Here is a 20026-nt window from a genome sequence, read left to right as displayed (position 1 = left end):
TGTTAGCGGTAAATTGGATCTTTATTGATATCGATATAGAAAATGCCATCGATAAACTCGTGCCATTTTCTTTCTTCATCAATCCCCTGATTAATGACTGAACTAAAACGTTGTTTTAACATGCTATTGTTGGGCAAGTGACGAAGATCCAAAAAGAAATAGGGTGATTTAGTGGCATGAAATACATTTTCCACGGCCAACTTACCCACTCTATCGACAACACGGCCAGTTTTATCATATCGTCCATAGGAAGTAAAATCCAGACTATACGCTTGAGCGCCGTATTTACGCTTTAGATAAGTCCCGAGGGGCCGATAATCTTTATTGTATGGCGCAGAAAAGCTATGGATATTGGCACACCAGACGATAATCTTTTTGCCGGCGTAAAGCGAATCGATCTGATAGGTTAGATTTTCCGCCATCAGTGAATCTCTAAAATGCATGCTCTGCATCGACCCAGTTTTATAGCGCCAAGATTTGTCAAAGTTGTGCTTCATATCAGACAGATATCGGCTATAGATCAGATGCTCCGAGTCTTTTACGCCGCTGAGGATCCTACGGTTCAACTCATCCAGTTCTGCCAGGAACTGTTTTTTTTTCGTTCGCATTGAGCCGTTTACTGGCAAAAGGTTCATAAGTTAGATACTCCAGCCTGTTGCTATTTTTTTTCAATAACGGATATTTGGTCGAATCTATCCCGTTTTTAAGCAGGAAATCTTCCAATAATTTTACGCGTATATTTGATAAGCCCCTGCCTGAAAATTGGATATCAAATCCGCCGAGGATCATTGGACGCTCTGTTGATTTTGTTTTTTTATAATACGTTAAGAGGGGCTGATTTTCCTGATTTTGCCACCAGAAGTCGAATAGTCCAGTACCACCGATCGTTTTTTCCTGCGACTTATCCATCAGGGTATCCATCTGTGCATTCATCATCCACATATCATACTGCCCTGCCTCATATAAAACAACATCATAATCCAGCTGTTCGTGGAGATAACGAATGATCCTGGCTTTCGCTTTAAAAGTTTCGCCATCATTGTGCATCATTTCGCCCAACATCAGGATTCTATTGTTTTTTAGCATAGCATCAAAAAAACTTAAATCCGAAAAATTACTATCGGTCATTAAGATACTTTTGACGTCTTGTTTATGACGATTTACTTCGGTCAATACTATCGTAGCGTTGGCTACGGGCATATCATCATAAACAAGTTTATTAAACGATAAGATTAAGATAATCGTTACCGCAAGTGCGCATAGAACACTTCTCATTTATCTCAGTTTATATAATTCATAATTGATCTATCTACTGCGTATTACGCTAAAGTAGGACGTATTTTAATATATGATGATCATTTTTTCTTTTTCCATAAAAAATTACACAAAAAAAATTAGAAATATAACATGACAATAAAAAGGCGGTTAAGTGAGTATAACACTTAACCGCCTTGCTTGCTTGCTTGCTTGCTTGCTTGCTTGCTTGCTTGCTTGCTTGCTTGCTTGCTTGCTTGCTTGCTTGCTTGCTTCGTAAAAAATATAGCAGGAGAAAATTAATACCCTACATTTTGCTTCAACGTTCCTTTGCTATTATCGATGACAGCTTGTGGAATTGGCCACAATTCATTTTTTCCAGCTTTGAACGATCTATTTTCAGAGAAAAAACGATCAGTTAACGAAGTATAGGTAACCTTGCCTGTTTTAGGATCCACCGTACCTTTGGACAGCGCGCCATTTACAGGACCATTCATTACGTCTTTGGCTATTCCCCAACGAATAATATCAAAGCGACGACGTCCTTCTCCGGCGAATTCTACACGCAGCTCACGACGTACCAATTCACGCAGTTTGCTCTGGCCACTGTATACGGCTTTGTCTACTTTTGGCATCTTAGCGCGCTGGCGAACTAGATCGATATTATCATATACGGTATTATCGATAATCCCCAATTCAATCTTTGCTTCCGCATTTAACAAAAGCATTTCGGCATAACGCATCACAATAATGTTGGTACCTACGTTCCAAATGTTCGCATAACTGCTCGGATTTTGGATATATTTTTTATAGTTGTAAGCTGTGCTGGATGCATTATCTGGACCAGATGGATAATCTTCCGATTTCGGATTTAATGGATCGAAATATTTACCATTGTACAGTGCTCCTGGGTAAACAATTGTTGCGCCCAGGCGTGGATCTCTTTTTTCATATGGACTGGCAGGGTCATAAGATTTTGACTCGCCAATAGTCTGTCCATCGGCAGTTTCGTAAGCATCTACCAGACTCTGTGTTGGTACAATAGACCCCCATCCCCCCATTGAATTGGGCAGCATAATACCAAGTGAAGTATATCCTTGAATATTTACCAAATATTCGATATTCATCATGACCTCACTGTTATTTTCATTTGCCTCTTCAAATAAGGTCGCATAATCATCGAATAATTTATAATTAGCCGAAGAAATGATCTCCTGTGTTGTATTGATGACATCCTGGTATTTCTTCTCAAAAGCATAACAGCGCGCCAATAAACCAAGGGCAGCACCTTTGGACATACGGCCGCCTCCCTTAGCAAACGACAAATCTGCAGCAGCTTCTTTCAATTCTTTTTCCACAAATTCCAATACTTCCTTTTGCGTATTTGCAGGTACGAACGAATTTTCTGTCGTCAAAGTTTTCGTAATGATAGGTACTCCCCCAAATAAGGTTGCCATATCAAAATACTTGTATGCTCGTATAACGCGTACCTCGGCGGTCAGCCGCTTCTTCTTTTCAGCATTAACCGGCGATTTTTCAATATTTTCAAGGATGTAATTGGCTCGACGGATATGCTCGTACGTATAGCGTGCCTCTGCATTTCCAGCGTTTGTCGGTGTTGCGGTGCCATTTCCTAAAGCCTGGAATCCTTCCCAAGGGAAATCACTATTGGAGTTATCCGAAGTACAGTCCATGTAAAAGATCTGGGTACCGTCTTCCCAAGCAGATCCTTCGGCCAGCTTACCGTCGCTTCCCCTTGTACCGCTGTACAAACCTGTTACAGCAAAATCGGTTTCAGCTTCCGTTTTCCAAAAATTATCGGCATTATAGGCATCCAACGGTTCCTGATCGAGTTTTTGACAAGAGAACAGTAAGGTGGCTACGCTCAATGCAATCGTTATATTTCTAAGTTTCATGATTTTCAATTAAAAGTTTACGTTAAGACCAAACACATTTGTTTTCACTTGGGGGTAGTAATTACCTCTAGAATCCGCTGGAGCCTCTGGATCAAATCCTTTAGCAAATCCGGTAAAAGTCAAGAGATTTTGTCCACTATAGTATACTTTAGCCCCCTTAATACCGATTCTATCCGTAAACGTTTTTGGTAAGGTATAACCGAAGGTGATATTCTTCAAGCGGACATAACTTGCATTCTGGATCCAGAAATCGGAAGGAGTGCCTGAAGGACTATTTTGTGACCAACTGGTTAACGCCCTCGGCATAGATCCGTTTGGATTGGTCTCTGCATTGAAACGATCTGCAAAAATGGTTGTCGGTTTATCCGATCCCGAGATCCCGCCAATGGCTTCGCCCCAAAGATATCCCTGTACTTTAGCCGCACCTTGGAAGAATAGGCTCAGATCAAAGTTTTTATAACTCATATTGGAGGTCAGACCAAAGATAAATTTTGGATCGGGCGAACCTAGATATACACGGTCATTTCCATCTATTTTCTTATCGCCATTTTGATCTTTATAGATAATATCACCAGCACCTACAGTTCCGTTCACGCCTTGAATACCACTGTTTTTATACTCTTCGTCCGAACGATAGATTCCAGCAGTTTCGTAGCCATAAAACGAACGGATTGGTCGTCCCTGCTCATAGATATAGAAAGTTCCATTGACCTGTGGTTCGTCACTAGCCCATTTTTTAATCTGGTTGTTGATATAAGAACCGTTTGCGGCAATGCTATATTTGAAATCTCCGATACTATTTTGATAGTTGACTTGTAGCTCTACCCCATTATTTTGCACTTTTCCTGCATTTTGGTAAGGCGCTGGAAGACCATATAAGTTCGATACAGGCAGTTTTAACAACACCCCATCAGTTTTACGGTCAAAGTATTCAAATACAAAGCCCAGATTATTTTTGAAGTTCAGGTCTAGACCAATGTTGGTACTTGTCGTTGACTCCCATTTTAATATTGGGTTTGCCGACTCTACAATGGCTCCACCGGAACTAATCTCACCACCAAAAGAATAGTTATAACCAGGAGAAATGGTAAATAAGCCTGGATAATAAGCGTCGGAAGAAGGATATGAATTGTCTGATGTTGCCGCTAATTGTTGGTTTCCTAGTTTACCCCAACCGCCTCTTAATTTCAATTCTGAGATTACATCGGACAAAGAAGATTCTTTAAAGAAATCTTCCTGAGAAATACGCCAGCCGGCTGAAAACGACGGGAATGTACTCCAACGATTGCTTCCCAAGAATCGCGATGTCCCATCACGTCTCACATTGGCTTCCAATAGGTACTTATCTGCAAACACATAATTGATACGACCGAAGAAAGAGCGTAATATTAGCTTTTTGGCTCCTCCATCGACTTTCATTCCGTCCTTGCTACCCAAATTCAGTTCCGAAAAATCATTATTTAAGAAACCTTGTGCATAAGCACTGGAGTAATCCGCACGGAATGTTTCATCCATAAAACCGCCTAAAACATTGATCTGATGGTTACCAATCTTTTTGTCATAGGTCAACAAGGTTTGAAAAGTCAATCGTTCAGATTGGAAGTTATAAACAGTCAAATTATTCACCCCTTGTTTAGGTCCCAAATCACCATTTGGCGCGTAGTATTGGATGTCTTTGACAAATTTGGAAGACATATTGTCGATCGGTTGAAAGCCTACAACCTGCTTGATCTTCAGTCCATCCATAATCTGAAATTCACCGGAGAAATTGACCTGTGTATGTTTATAGGTCATATTATCCTTGGCTTCGAGATCCATCCATGCAATTGGGTTACCATCGCTACCACGACCATATACTCCATTGCTGTATTTATAAGGAATAAAACTAGGAATACGGTTTACCTGTCTAAAGATCTGCGCCATATCACCGGTATAGGGGTTTACGGGTTCGGTGATGCGTTGATAATTATACGCCAGTCCTAGATCAAATCGAAGTCTTGAAGATACTTTTGCACCAACATTTGTGCGTAAATTATAACGGTCAGAGCTCGCTACCTTGATAACGCCTTTTTGTCCTAAGTAGCCTCCCGAAGCCATATATTGCACATCTTCTGTTCCACCTGTAACTTGCAAATTATGCGATTGTTGAAAGCCCGATCCCTTGTAGAGCAGTCCTAACCAATCCGTATTGGGATGACCGTCCGGATCAGATCCATTTTTGAAAAGTTCAAGATCCTGCTGGGAAAAACGCTGTGTCTTCCCTTCATTTTTAAGGGCCTCATTTAAGATAACAGCATGGTCATAAGAGTTCATATATTCCGGTAGACGTGTTGGATCCTGAATACCGGCATAGCCTGTATAATTCAATTGCGGCTTGCCACTACCGCCCTTTTTGGTCGTAATCAAGATAACCCCGTTTGCAGCCTTAGAGCCGTAAATTGCTGCACTAGGTCCGTCTTTCAATACCGAAACACTTTCAATATCGTTGGGGTTGATATTATTCATCGAGCTTTCTATTCCATCAACAATAACAAGCGGATTCGCATTATTGATGGTACCCAGCCCACGAATACGGATCGTACCGTTGTCTTTACCGGGCTGTCCTGAATTTTGGGTAATCGTTACACCCGAAAATTTACCCTGGATCGCAGAAGATACATTGGTAACCGGACGATCCTGTAGATCTTTTGACGTGATCGCTTGTACCGCACCGGTTAAATTTACCTTCTTTTGTTTAGCGAATCCCACAACGACCACTTCCTCCAAAGCCTCATTATTACTTTCCAGCTGAATTGATAGGGTCGTTCCTGTAACTGTCACTTCTTTGGTTTTGTAGCCAACGCTACTAACAAGCAAAATATCTCCAGCTTTAGCTCGAATTGCAAATGTTCCCTTTGCATCTGTAGATGTCGATACCGATGTTCCTTTGACCGAAACAGTCGCAGACGCAAGAGGACCATCTTCTGCGGTTACTTTCCCGGTAACTTGGTTCTGAGCGGCCTTGTTTGCTGTATGTTTAAATGCAATCGGCATTTCTGCGGCCCACAAACTTTGCGAAGACGCAACAAGAAGAGCAATAGCAAGCAGGCTTACCTTTTGGTTACTTGTAAATTTTGAAATCATAATTAAATAGTTAGTAAAATTGAGTCTGTCAGTTTAGTATTAGATTGACTGGTTCAGCCCGTTAAATTAGAGGGATATTTTATGGGAACAAAACAACGGTGTCACGAAATCGATTGCGTAAATAACGCAATCGATTGACTTCTATTTATTGAAATTCACTTTGTCACTTTTTTAGTATAGAAAACAATGCAACCGGCTGCATCCAAGCTGGAACGCTGTTGTTATATTAAAAACAAATACTTATATGTTCCATTAATACTTTATTAATGGACTATTAATTGGGTTAATCGATATTTAGCGGCATAACTTAATTATAAATCGATATGATAGCTAAAACGCTCAAATTCCATCTTCTTGGCATCTGTCTACTTTTTTCGGTAGGCTTACTATTCGCACAAAAACAATACGACTCGTATAGCGGCCTTGTTATGGCCGGCTACCAAGGCTGGTTCAATAGTCCTACGGATGGTGCAGACCGCGGATGGTACCATTACCGTGGAAAAAACGGATTCCAACCCGGTTCTACAAATATCGATTTTTGGCCCGACGTCAGCGCCTATCAAATAACCTATGACAGTCCTTTTATGACAAAAGAGGGAAAGCCCGCTAAACTCTATAGCGCACATGACTATTCTTCCGTCAACCTCCATTTTAAATGGATGCAACAATACGGAATCGATGGCGTATTTATGCAACGATTCGTGGGTGAGATCGCTAACCCCAGTGGTCGCAACCACTTCAACACAGTGTTGACTTCGGCTATTCATTCAGCCAATGAATTTGACCGCGCAATCTGCGTGATGTACGACCTTAGTGGCATTAAAGATGGTGACGACAAAATCTTAATGGACGATGTAGCCGCCCTTGAAAAAGAATGGAACCTCAAAAAGCGTGATCGCGCCAAAACCTATCTTTTTCATCATGGCAAACCACTGATTGCCGTTTGGGGTATCGGATTTAACGACGGTCGCAAGTATAATCTCAAAACAGCCGAGCGTATTGTCAATTACCTCAAACAAAACGGCTATAGCGTACTTCTTGGCGTACCGACTTATTGGCGAGAATTACGCCAGGATACTGAATCCGATCCATTTTTGCATGAACTCATCAAAAAATCAGATATCATTATGCCTTGGTTTGTTGGTCGATATAATCAGGCCGGATTCGATCAGTTCAAATCCCTGATCAAAGATGATATGGACTGGTGCAAACAACATCAAATCGATTATGCTCCACTTTGCTTCCCTGGATTCTCCTGGACGAACATGACTGGGAGTTCACGTGCCTTTGTCCCTCGTGATTCCGGAAATTTCTTATGGAAACAATTACAGTATAACCTTTCTATTGGTGCTCAAATGCTCTACATCGCCATGTTTGATGAAGTCGACGAAGGTACCGCCATATTCAAGACACTGCATCAAAAAGATGTCCCACTTAATGGAACAGGTTCATTTGTCGGTATTGAAGATAATCTTCCCAATGATCATTATCTTTGGTTAACCGGACAGGCAAGCAAATACCTAAAAACCAAAACCTCAGTCCCCGTAAAACAACCAAAAAGAAACTAAAAGATGAAAATAAAAACGCTCCTATACTGCGCACTGCTACTGATGGGCAACACAACAATTAAGGCACAGCAGTCCACTAAAATAATAGATGCCCCAGCTAGTCAGCGGCAACATAAGATCACGCAATTCTGGACAGACCGCACACAGATTCAGTCGGCAGCAAGTCTTTCCGCAAGCCCTTTAACGTTATGCTATGCACGCCCCGCAGGAGTTTGGGAGGAAGCGTTACCGCTCGGTAACGGTCAGCTCGGTGCTATGTTTTTTGGTGGTGTCGCCGATGAACGCATCCAACTGAACGAAAGTACGCTTTGGGCCGGTCATCCGCAGGATCCCAATAATCCCAAGGGGAAAATGTATCTGCCCCGCATACAACAACTTCTTTTTGAAGGTAAAAATAAAGAAGCAATCGACCTTGCAGACACAACTTTGATGGGCTTACCCAAAAACATCAAACCCTATCAGTCGCTTGGCGAACTATGGTTTGATATGCCCCATCTTAAAGCTGAACAGTATGCGCGCTCGCTTGATCTTGAGCGTGCATTGCAACAAACAAGCTACGTGTATAATGGCGTCAAGTTCTTTCGCGAGTCATTCATTTCAGCTCCTGCCAACGCGATGGTCATCCATTATACAGCAAACAAGAAACAGGCACTCGATCTAAACTTCACCTGGAAAAGAGCCCAGGATTTCAGTTGCACGGCTGATCCGACAGATCCCACACAATTGCTACTTCAGGGGCAAATTGGCCAATCTGCTCATGCCCATGAGCGCGGAACAAAGTTTGCCGCAATTGCAAAAGTAATCCTTAAAGGCGGTAAACTTATCAATGCCGACGGCCGCGTAGCGATTACCGGAGCAGATGAGATTACCATCATCGTCACCGCTGCTACGGATTATCCCGGATTGAAGCATATCGCCTATCCACAAACCCCGGTGGATATTGATCCACTTGCAAGCTGCCGCAAGGTAATCAGTAGCCTGAACAAACAGCATTATCAACAGTTAAAACAAGCTCATATAGAAGATTACCAACAGTATTTTAATCGGGTCAAGTTGAATCTTCCTGATCCAGAACAAGATAAACTCGCAAAACTACCCACCGATTCACTCATTCGGTTGACAAAAGAATTGCAAAAGGTACCTAATACCTTAGTCAACAAATTCTTTCAGTTTGGTCGTTACCTTTTAATCAGCAGTTCACGTCCAGGACATATGCCGGCAAATTTGCAGGGCTTATGGGCTTGGCAGATGGATCCACCTTGGAATGCTGATTTTCATACCAATATTAATTTGCAAATGAACTATTGGCCTGCCGAGGTAACCAATCTTTCTGAATTGCATAAGCCCCTATTTGACCTGACGAAGGCATTAATTCCTTTTGGTGAGCGTACCGCAAGCAAGCTCTATGGAGCCAAAGGCTGGGTGGTACATCATCTCACCGATGTCTGGGGCTACACAGCTCCAGCCGATGGCGTACAGGGCATTTGGCCCATGGGATCGGCCTGGATGGCGCAGCACCCCTGGGAACATTATAACTATACTGGCGACCGAGAATTTTTAAAAGTCCAGGCTTATCCTATTATGAAAGGAGCGGCTGAATTTATTTTGGATTTTATGGTCAAAATCCCCCAAGGTAAATCATTTGCCGGTTATTGGACCACCAACCCTTCACATTCCCCTGAGAATAGTTTTATCCTACCATCGGGTGAAGTTTCCAGTTTTACCTACGGTGCCACCATGGATACACAGATTATCCGCGACCTCCTGCAAAATTGTGTTGAAGCCACAAAGCTCTTAGATTGCGATCCTGATTTCAGACAACGCTGTCAAGCTGCCTTAACCAAACTTATTCCAACACAAATCAGCAAAGAAACAGGCCGCATTATGGAATGGATCGAAGATTATAAAGAGACAGAGGTAAATCATAGGCATACCTCACATTTATTTGGTTTGCATCCGAGCAACCAGATTTCAATCGTTAATACGCCCGAACTAGCCGAAGCTGCAAAAAAGACGCTATTAAGTCGGGGCGATCATGGTACAGGTTGGAGTCTAGCCTGGAAAATCAATATGTGGAATAGATTGCATGACGGAGAACATGCCTACCGCTTATTGTATAACCTGATCAGTGACAAGACACTGCCCAATCTGTTCGATAATCACCCACCTTTCCAAATTGACGGGAACTTTGGCGCGACCGCAGCGATTGCCGAAATGCTGCTGCAAAGCCAGGTCAGGGACAAAAACAACAATTACCTGATCGAGCTGCTACCCGCTTTAAGCCACAACATGGATCAGGGAAGCGTAACCGGACTTAAAGCAAGAGGTAATCGTACGGTGAATATACAATGGGAAAACGGTAAGCTTAAAAAAGCCGAAATCCTACCCAGCAGTAATGGTCCGGTCTGTATCAGCTATGCAGGTAAACAGATCGAACGGAATGGAACAAAAGGTACAGCAGTCTTGATTACCCCCGATATGTTTCAATAAGGGAGCATCCATATTTGAGCTGCTTATCAAAGTTTTGGTTATTCGATTTAAAGCAAGGCGAATATCCTACCGCGTATAGACAATAGGACAAAGCTATCCATAAACAAAAGCGCTGTTGATCGATGATCAACAGCGCTTTTTACCTTTTTTACTTTCTGACATACACATGCCGGTAAGCAAGCTTTGTTAGTTTCCCCAATTTCGATTTGCGCTATCCCCCATCACAAATTCCAATGTGCCACCTTTCAGCACATCGGCATGGGTCAGCTGTGGAACGTTCAGCGGCTGACCATTTAATTTCGCCGATTGAATGTATTTGTTTTTTGCAGATGCATTCTTGCCGATAATTACAAAAGACTTGCCATTAGGAAGCTGTATGCTCACTTTCTGAAAAAATGGAGATCCGATGCTGTAGGAAGTCAGACCTGGTGTTACAGGATAGAAGCCCATTTGGGAAAAGACCACAAAAGCTGACATCCCGCCACCGTCTTCATCACCCGGTACCCCCATTAGATCGTTTCTAAACCACTCACCGATCAGTTTATGTATCCGTTTCTGTGTCATCCAAGGTTGTCCGGCGTAATTGTAGAGATAAGGAATATGCAAAGCCGGCTCGTTCGCCATGGAAAATTGTCCAACATTACCTGTATGATCTGGAAGCTGTGCGTAAAAATCAAATTTCGACCGACCCAAAGGCTGCTGAAACATCTCATCGAGGTACTTGACAAACAATTCATTTCCCCCCATCAATTTGATCAGATCCGGAATGTTGTGTTGTACATCCCAGCGATAGATCCAGGCATTGTTTTCACCATAATACTCCCGTGCTCCCTGTCCGCCAGAAAACACATAATCAAAAGGCATGATGAAATTTCCCTTGTCATCTTTGGGATGGAAAAATTTGGTCTGTTCGTTGAAAAGATTTCGATAATTGAAAGATTGCTTCATAAAGAGATCATAATCAGCCTGAATACCCAATTCTTGAGCAAGCTGTGCCAAGCACCATAAGTCGTAAGAGGTACCCAAGGTTACAGCGACCGGTTGTCTCCGTTCAAAACCGTTTACCTCTGGTATCGTTTCTTTTTCACCTGGATATAATGCTGGAATATAGCCTTTCTCCTTAAAAAACTCGTCTAATTTCCCTGCGGCTTTACCCGACCAAGGAGCTAGTGTCTTTTCTGTAATCGCACCTTTTGCTGCCAGATAGGCTTTCTTGATATCAAAATTACGCACTCCCTTGCGGTAAGCATCCAACAAAGTTGCTACACCATGATTGGAATTCATCCGTCTACTATCACCGGTAATCTCAGGGAAAGTAGGCAACCAAGGCTGCTCCATTTGTTCAGACATCCGGACAAAAGAATTGAGGATCAAGGATTCTGTACCTGGATCTAACAGTACCCGCAATGGATGATGTGCACGGTAGGAGTCCCAGATCCAGTCATCGGTAAAAAAAGATTTGCCCTCGTCCTGATGTACCTTACCGTCGAACGCACTATAATAACGTCCATCCTCAGAAATATTGACTGGCCGTTCGTAGGTGCGGTATAAGGAGGTATAAAACACATGCTTATTGGACTCATTGTCGTCTTCCACCGCAATTTTACCTAAAGCATCGTTCCATATTTTACGCCCTTTTTCAGCTAGCTTCTTTTGATCAAAATCGCTGATTTCACGTTTTAAATTGGCTTTTGCCTGTGCGACATCGATAAATGAAACACCATATTTCATGCGCAAGCTAGTCCCTGCCTGATTAAACTCCAATACCATACACGAATTCTTACCTGCAGCTTCTGTTGCATTTTCCAGTTGTTGGCCTTGCAGTCGCTTTACCGCAACAGGCTTGGATTCGGGAATAGCATAAATATACACGTGCGTACCATTACCAATATCCTGTGTACCCGAAAGTCCCTGTCCATCCCATTGAAGTTTCCCTTCCTGTGAGTTGAACTGAAGGTATTTTGTCGAAGTTGTCGGAAACGTAAAGGTATACATCCCCGACTGATGCGACAGCGCATAGTCTACCTGAATATTCTCTTGATCCAATAGCACCGAATAGGCATACGGATGTATTTCCTCCTGATCGTAACTATACAGTTGTACCGGTTTCAAACTGCTTGGCAATTTCACCATGGGACTAAGATTGAAAGCCGATTTTCCACGATGGCTGGTAACGATAAGCGGCAGACCAAACAGACGGTCTGACGTATAGTCTCCCCGCTCAGGATAAACGCGCAAAAGGCTGTTTGGCAAGTGGACCGTTGGGTAGGTTGGCACCAATAAATGGCTGATGTTTCCCATATAAGGGTTGACATAGTCAACATAATCTTTCGTCATTTTAGCTTGGGAAAAACCTTTTAGCATACTGACCGAAAGAAGAGAACAGCAACATATTGTGCGTAACAATGTATTGGTTTTACGTTTGATATTCTTCGTTAGCATTTTAAACAATTAAGTGTTCGATGGTTTAAGGGCGAAACAGTTGTTCCGCCCCTAAAGTTAATTTTTTTTGGCAACATATCGTCTTCGTGTCCATCGATTATTTGGGACCTGTCAATAATCCAGTCTGCTTTACCTTCTTGATACTACCGTCCTTATTGTACTCCAAGCGGTCTACGCAGATGGAACGAAGCCAATCGTTGAATTCGCCATTTTTTTGTGACAATTCACTGTTATGGTAAAAAGCGTACCATTTACCTTTAAACTTGACAATGGAGCCATGGTTTGTATAGCTATTCGTCGGATCCATATAGATGCCCATCGATTTCCATGGTCCCATTGGGCTATCACTTACCGCATAGCGCATACGGTTATCTCCTTTTACTCCATCTTTCCAGTTCTCATCGTGATTGTCAGAATAGGACAGATAATATTTCCCATTATACTTGTGTACCCATGAAGCTTCGTGAAAATCTTCCAAACCTTCCATCTTTTGCAATTCACCATCAATCTCCATCATATTGTCTTTGAGCTTACCCGCTTTACAGACACCACCGCCCCCCTGATAAAAATAGGCCTGTCCATTATCATCGATAAAGATATGCGGATCAATAAGTGCTTCGGCCCCCTTTACATAGCCCTGTACCACAAAATCCTTTGCTGGTGATTTACTCGTAGCTACACCAATTTTCCAGGTCTTGTTCCACTCGGTACCACTTGGGTGTGGAAAATAAAAATAATAAGTACCATTTTTATAGACACAATCCGGAGCCCACATAAATCCACCTTCTTTTCTACCCCAAGGGACTTGTGAGGCGCGTAATATTTCGCCATGATCGATCCATGTTTTCATATCCGCCGTCGAAAACACATGATACTGATCCATCAGATCGCAACCTTGAGGCGGAGCAATATCATGTGAAGCGTACACATACAGGCGGCCATCGGCCCATACCCGCGCCGAAGGGTCTGCGGTATACATATGTTTGATAAATGGATTATCTTGCGCCTGCAAGTGTGTGGCAAAAAATAATGTCATGCCCAATAGGCATCTGGAACCTGCTTTGATAAATTGTTTCATCCGAATAATTATTTAGTATTGAGTAGTAGTAGCGGGCACCAAGTCCCGCTCATTGTTTAGATTCTTTCCTTAAGGTACTTTAATAACCTCCACTTCCGAATAATTGAATTTTTCGTAGGTGTCGCGCACTTTTGCACCCATCCGTACATAATAGGTGTACCCTGATTTCAATGGAATATCCTTGATCGTATAAGTTTCCTTTCCTTCTCCGGTCTGCATATTGCCAATATTTTCCCAGTTTTGATTGATCAATGCGCGATATTCATCCTTATAATACGCATCAATACGGTTGCCAGCCCCACAGTATGGTGTCAGACTCAGGAATGGGCGAACCTCAATCACTTGCGGTAATCCACCTGTAATAGGTGCAGCAAGCGTACAGGAGATTTCCAGTTTATTTTCCGCTTTTAAGGTCCACTTCACATTTTTGATCTGTAGGTAGGGTGTCACCTCAAAGTTTTGCTCTGCATTAGCACCCAGTTGGTAACCTTCGATCTTCTGTGCTGGCCAAAATGCACCACCATAGGGCTGGAGGGTATACGTCGCCTGAAAGAGTTTTGTATGATTATACGATCCGTCCTGCTTGACGGCAATATCCTGCGGTGCGGGATTGTCACTCCAACTGGTTTCTAGCAAACGGATGCTAAATTCGCCCTGTCCGGTCAGGAAGGGTTTATTCGTTACCTTATCAATGACCTGCCCTTTCATACTCGCATTCGGGCCATCGTAATTATCTGTTTTCGAACAGGCATTTAAAAATAACAAGCCTGTCAATGCTGTAAATAAATATATCGTTCTCATTTCCGCTCAGTTAGTAAATAGGGTTCTGTGGATATAGATTAGGGTTTTTGTTCAGTTCTCCACCCGGAATAGGTTCATAATACCATTTCTTTTCAAAGTTGAACGTCTTGTTCCAAGGTTCCTTTTCGCGAATAAAAATAAAGGAGTTGATCCGTTCACCGCCCGGAGCATATTTCAGTTCATCCAATACAAGGTAAGGCATCAGCGAATTGGGTACAAAGTTGTTGAGCTCCACATCTGCAATGCGCCATCTCCGCATATCCCACCAATGGTGATTTTCAAAGCAAAGTTCACGTTCGCGCTCCTCACGTATAAATTGCAGATTTCCATCCAAGGGATAACCATATTTACCGGAGAGGTTTGCCGAAGCAGCTGTATAGAGATAAGGCTTGGCACCAGCACGATTACGGATCTGCGCGATGTATTGAAATGCTTCCTGTTTAAGTGCTTCATCATTTTTGATCAGGCCAAGTTCATAAGCAGCTTCGGCCTTATTCAAAAGTATCTCAGCGAGCCTAAAGACCTTCCAGGGTTGTGTACTGTTATATAACTTCACATCCTTGGTAGACATTTTATAGTTAATGTATTTACGGATGTAAAATCCAGTTCGGGTATTGTTGGCATGTCCATCTTTCCACATGCCATGCTCGCCTGTTATGTTGATCTTCGTACCATTGTAATCAAACAGGCTATTCTTGGGGCCAGCCAAGATTCGATTTGACTCGCTATTTATCGCCGCAGTACCCGCGCCCATCTGTGCATCAGCAGCCTTACCGGGAAAGGTTTTATAGAGTCCACGCTGAATATCAAAACTCCGTCTTTCGGCGCCTTCGCGCAATTCCATTCCCGAGAAGTAAAATGTGGCCCGCTGACGAGGTTCCAAATCGGCATACAGCTGTTTACGGTCCGTATAGCGTACTGGTTTTCCACCGGCATCAGTGATTGGAAGTTCACCGAATAACTCCACGACATTCAATACGGGGTATGCCGCAGACTCATTGTCACTCGAAAAGGTCGGATTGGGTAAGTGTGTGGCGTCATAGCTATGTTTGAGACGGTTGTTGTGCGGTGCGGTCAGACTATACTCCTTGATCAGAATATCCTCAGGGCTGTCTAAGTCCAAAAACAAATTTACGTAGTTGAGTTCCTTATCCTGTGCATTTTTATTGTACAGACTGTACGGTCCTGCCAGCACGGTTGTTGCAGCATCATAAGCCTGTTTGAAGAACCATTCCGCTTCTTCCTTTTTGATACCTACCAACTGCTTGTCTGTGGCATCGCCAGAGAGATTGCTATACGAACTATATTTAGCAATACTACCGGCATACAACATGGCGCGGGAAAGTAGAGCTGCTGCCACATATTTGTTGGCGCGGCCACGTTCGCTGCTTCCAGACATCATTGAAATAGCCACCTGCAAGTCTTCATTGATAAAATGATAAACCTCAGATTCTTTATTTCTGCTAACCAAGAGCTGTTCTTTATCGGCTGTTGGATCCTGCACGTCTTTTATAATAGGTACCCCACCGTAGCGCTTAACCAAAGCAAAATAATAGAAAGCTCGTAGGAAATGGGCTTCCCCAAAGATCTGGTTGTACCCCTGCTCGGTATAATTGGCTTTGTATTTAGGTAGGCCTGCAATCAGGGTATTGACATTCCGGATGCGATCATATGGCCAGTAACCAAAGCCCTGTGCCCCAGCTACCCCCCAAAATTGTCCGGTCATCTCGCCACTCATGGCCGCAAGCGTTTCCGAATTTTGCCAATAATTGTCCCATCTAAATCCTCTTTCAGGATGATATACAAAGTCTTCTATGGGTAGATAGCTGTACATTCCAGCGACATATTTACGTGCTCCAGCCTCATTTCCAAAAAGCGCATCTTCACCTAATACCCCTAGTGGATCCAGATCCATTTTTTTACAGGATTGCATGCCCGAGCACAGAAAAAGGCCAATGATTGCTATAGCGATTGATTTTTTCATGTTTTGTTCGTTTTGAGATTAAAATTTAATGGATGCTCCAATGTTGTAGGTTTTATTGATGGGATATTTGTACACATCAATATCACCCGATGAAGAACCTCCGGCAGATCCTGGGTGCTCGGGATCGGTATATTTGAGACCTGTCCATGTCAACAGGTTATAAGCACTCGCATAGATCCTTAGATTTTTTATTTTTAGTGTCTTCAACCATTGTTGCGGGAGAGAATAACCCAGTTCTAAGGTTTTCAGACGCAGATAGGAGGCATTTTGAACTGCCCGGGTTCCTTCGGCCATGGCAGAGCCCGTAGAAGGATAATATCCAGCAAGCCATTGTGTGCTTGGGTTAAATAGATCGGCACCGGCATCAGCTGGTCTCCAACGGTCCAAAAACTGCGTCAAAGCACCACCGTCAAACTGCAGTGGTCCTGCCAGTACCTCACTATATTGTACATACACTTTTGCAGCACCCTGAAAATTCATCGTCAGATCCAGACCGCGCCACGATCCTCCTAATGTAAAACCATAGTTGATCAAAGGCATATTGTACGTTGCAATAGGATGATTGTCGGCATCGTTGATCACTCCATCGCCGTTCCAGTCCTGATAGTAATAATCACCAGGCAATGTGCCGCTGCTTACCAATGTTGGGTGGTTATAAATCTGTTCATACGATCCAAACTGTCCGGCGTACTCCTTGCCCCACCAGATATCCTTATTACGATTAGAATAGCGGTTACGCCAGTTGTCATACGAATTACCCGCTTTTGATTCTACGCGGTTTACAAATTGACTCTTGGTAGAAGAGACCTGCGCATTAATAAAATAATTGAAATCATTGATCTTATTGCGATGTGTCAAAGAGAGCTCATAGCCGAACGTTCGATCGCTTTCCAGATTTTCCTGCGGTAGGTTGGCACCAACAGTACCAGGGATCAAGTCAAGGCTTGTCGCTAGAAGGCCTGAGCGATTACGGTTAAAATAATCAAAAGTCAAGCCCAGCTTGCCGTTCCATAGATCCATATCCAAACCCACGTCAGCAGTTTTGGAAGTATACCAAGTGAGATTAGGGTTGGGAATTGCTGTAGGCAGGGCCCCATTCACGAGGTTTCCACCAAAGATCCATCCCGTTTCATTGGGTTCCAGTGCATAACCAACGATGGTTGAAGGGTAATTACCTGCCGAACGGTCATCTCCGAGCTTACCATAGGATGCCCTTATTTTTAAGTTATTGATAAAATTGTAGTTGTTTTTAATAAACCCTTCTTCGCTGATACGCCAACCCACCGAGGCTGCCGGGAAAAATCCCCAGCGCGATTCTTTTGGAAATTTAGATGAGCCATCATAACGAAAACTAAATTCGGCAATGTATTTACCTAAGTAATCGTAATTGAACTTACCGACCAAACCTCGTGCTGTACGTTCGCCAATACCTTCCATATTTGCCAATTGGTTCTTGTCCTCACCAGCAAATAGATATTCCGAATTGACCATGATCTCCCGCTGTGCATAGAAGCTATCCCATTTGTTATATTCTTCGACGAAAAGCAACAAACCGGAGACCTGGTGTTTTTCGGCAAAACGACGGTTATAATTCAACGAGAACTGCATCAGGGAATGTGTATCCGGATAGGAACTCCGCCTCACGGTCGTAGGAGCATTTTTCTCATGTGCATTATACTTTTCAGGGGTTATAATCTGGCCGTTACCATCATAGACAGGTGGTGTATAGCTATATAAAAAATAGGACTTTTTGAAATCCGTATTGTCACTGTACTTGAAATCATAATTATAGGTTGCCTTCGCATTTAAGCCTTCCACAAAGGGTACCTTATAGTCTAAAGAGATAATACCGTTGAATTGCTTACGTAAAAATTTACGATAGCCAGTCTGTTTGGAGTCCGTTACCACGACCGGATTTTCGTTATCGATCATCTCAAAATTCGGATAAAGGGGATTGTCGTTGACATAGATCGGCACAATAGGTCTTTGTCTCCAGGCCTGTTTGTAGACGGCCCAGATATCCGTACGTGGTTGGTTGGTCTCATCGGCATACCCGCCCACATCCAAAGACGCTTTCAGACGATCTGTGATCTGCGCATCAATGTTGGAGCGAAAATTCCAGCGATTATAGTTGAGACTCTTGCTTTTGTAAGCACCCATCTGATCCATATGGCCCAGGTTGAAGAAATAATTAACTTTCTTGCCGCCACCGTTGATGGAAAGATTGTGCTGATATTGTGGTGATACTTTGTCAAATGCCGCATCGACATAATTGGATGTCTTTTTTGTGCCGTTCTGATACGCTTCAAAATCTGCCGGTCCAAAAATATGAGGCATCTTCGCCGGATAATTACTATTAAAATCGCGGCCTATCTGTTCATTTTTAAGCTGCATATAGGCAAGGGCATCCACCGTATTGGGAACATAAAGAAACTTTTGCCAGGCACGATTATACGAATAGTTTATTTCAAAGTTTCCATCTTCATTGCTTCCCCGGCGTGTGGTCACCAAAAGAACACCATTCGCCGAGCGCACACCGTAAACAGCTGCTGAAGCATCCTTTAATACGGATACACTTTCGATTTCATTGGCATCCATGCGTGACAGATAATCTTTATCACGGGGGATTCCGTCAACCACAATCAGGGGCTCACCCATTCCGCGGATGTCGATATTTGATTCAAACGATCCCGGTTGGCTCGACTGTTGGCTGATACGGACACCGGGCATCTTACCGGCTAACATATTGACCACATTTTCATTTTTTGTTACTGTGATTTCTTTATTGTTCACCGATGATATCGCCCCTGTTAACGAAGCCTTTTTCTGCGTGCCATATCCCACAACCACGACCTCTTCCAAGCTTGTATTATCTTCGTTGAGCAACACATCCATGAGGCGTTGTTGCCCAACGATCATTTCAGTCTTGCGGTAACCGACAAAAGTGATCACGAGTTTATCTCCCGGCGATGCGCTAATCTTGAAGCGTCCCTGACCATCAGACGATGTGGTATGCCCGGTACGGAGGTCTGTAATGGAAGCCCCAGCGATCGGCTTATCCTTTGAAGTCTGCACCTTACCTTCGATCTGCTGTTGCTGCGCGATGGTTGCCATTGGAGACAATAGCAGCAGCGAGGACAATGCCCACTGCCAAGGGTAACTACGGAGCTTGTTCCACGGCAGTGGCCTTTCATTAAAAATGAAGTTTGTTTTCATGTATTGTTTTAAATTGGTTATTGAATTATGTATTAGGTTTATGTATTTAGGGAGGACCTGTTTGCTACAAACAGTCCATTACCGCTATTCCCTAGGGAAGAGTTGAAGATAATTTTTCGCTTTCATTTGATTGGTTATTAAGTATGAAAACGAA

Annotated in this window: 11 protein-coding genes; 2 read left to right on the top strand and 9 right to left on the bottom strand. The window is 43.1% G+C overall.

Annotated elements, in window-relative coordinates:
- Positions 1–2: 2 nt before the first annotated feature.
- From BV902_RS08750 to BV902_RS08735, 4 genes are all read right to left on the bottom strand, one after another.
- Positions 3–608 (bottom strand): erythromycin esterase family protein, encoded by a 606-nt coding sequence (locus BV902_RS08750; RefSeq protein ID WP_075991610.1) that lies wholly within the window; start codon positions 606–608, stop codon positions 3–5.
- Complete coding sequence (locus BV902_RS08745) at positions 568–1275, bottom strand: hypothetical protein (protein WP_075991609.1); 708 nt, start codon at positions 1273–1275, stop codon at positions 568–570. Before BV902_RS08745 ends, BV902_RS08750 begins: the two co-directional genes overlap by 41 nt.
- 278 nt (positions 1276–1553) lie before the next feature.
- Positions 1554–3170, bottom strand: coding sequence for a RagB/SusD family nutrient uptake outer membrane protein (locus tag BV902_RS08740; protein WP_075991608.1), 1617 nt, complete (start codon positions 3168–3170; stop codon positions 1554–1556).
- A gap of 9 nt (positions 3171–3179) precedes the next feature.
- Positions 3180–6293, bottom strand: a complete 3114-nt coding sequence (locus BV902_RS08735) for a SusC/RagA family TonB-linked outer membrane protein (protein ID WP_075991607.1) — start codon at positions 6291–6293, stop codon at positions 3180–3182.
- 323 nt (positions 6294–6616) lie between these two features.
- On the opposite strand from BV902_RS08735, the gene BV902_RS08730 reads away from it, so the two are divergent.
- Positions 6617–7861 (top strand): glycoside hydrolase family 71/99-like protein, encoded by a 1245-nt coding sequence (locus tag BV902_RS08730; RefSeq protein ID WP_075991606.1) that lies wholly within the window; start codon positions 6617–6619, stop codon positions 7859–7861.
- 3 nt (positions 7862–7864) lie between these two features.
- The gene (locus tag BV902_RS08725) at positions 7865–10351 is read left to right on the top strand and encodes a glycoside hydrolase family 95 protein (RefSeq protein ID WP_083663529.1); all 2487 of its coding nucleotides are present in this window, start codon (positions 7865–7867) and stop codon (positions 10349–10351) included.
- 186 nt (positions 10352–10537) lie between these two features.
- Here the strand turns inward: BV902_RS08725 and BV902_RS08720 are convergent, their stop codons facing one another.
- From BV902_RS08720 to BV902_RS08700, 5 genes are all read right to left on the bottom strand, one after another.
- On the bottom strand, positions 10538–12793 hold the full coding sequence (locus BV902_RS08720; RefSeq protein WP_075991604.1) for a GH92 family glycosyl hydrolase: 2256 nt from the start codon (positions 12791–12793) through the stop codon (positions 10538–10540).
- A 97-nt stretch (positions 12794–12890) separates the two neighbouring features.
- Entirely contained in the window at positions 12891–13871 is a 981-nt protein-coding gene (locus tag BV902_RS08715; protein WP_083663528.1) for a family 43 glycosylhydrolase, read from the bottom strand.
- Between the two features lie 69 nt (positions 13872–13940).
- Positions 13941–14672, bottom strand: a complete 732-nt coding sequence (locus BV902_RS08710) for a DUF3823 domain-containing protein (protein WP_075991603.1) — start codon at positions 14670–14672, stop codon at positions 13941–13943.
- 10 nt (positions 14673–14682) lie between these two features.
- The gene (locus BV902_RS08705) at positions 14683–16656 is read right to left on the bottom strand and encodes a RagB/SusD family nutrient uptake outer membrane protein (RefSeq protein ID WP_075991602.1); all 1974 of its coding nucleotides are present in this window, start codon (positions 16654–16656) and stop codon (positions 14683–14685) included.
- 18 nt (positions 16657–16674) lie between these two features.
- Positions 16675–19872, bottom strand: coding sequence for a SusC/RagA family TonB-linked outer membrane protein (locus tag BV902_RS08700; RefSeq protein ID WP_075991601.1), 3198 nt, complete (start codon positions 19870–19872; stop codon positions 16675–16677).
- Positions 19873–20026: the final 154 nt, after the last annotated feature.

It is taken from the genome of Sphingobacterium sp. B29, from assembly GCF_001952815.1.
GTDB lineage: Bacteria > Bacteroidota > Bacteroidia > Sphingobacteriales > Sphingobacteriaceae > Sphingobacterium > Sphingobacterium siyangense.
Note: the sequence above shows the minus strand (reverse complement) of the source record. Positions and strands in the feature narration are given on the sequence as shown.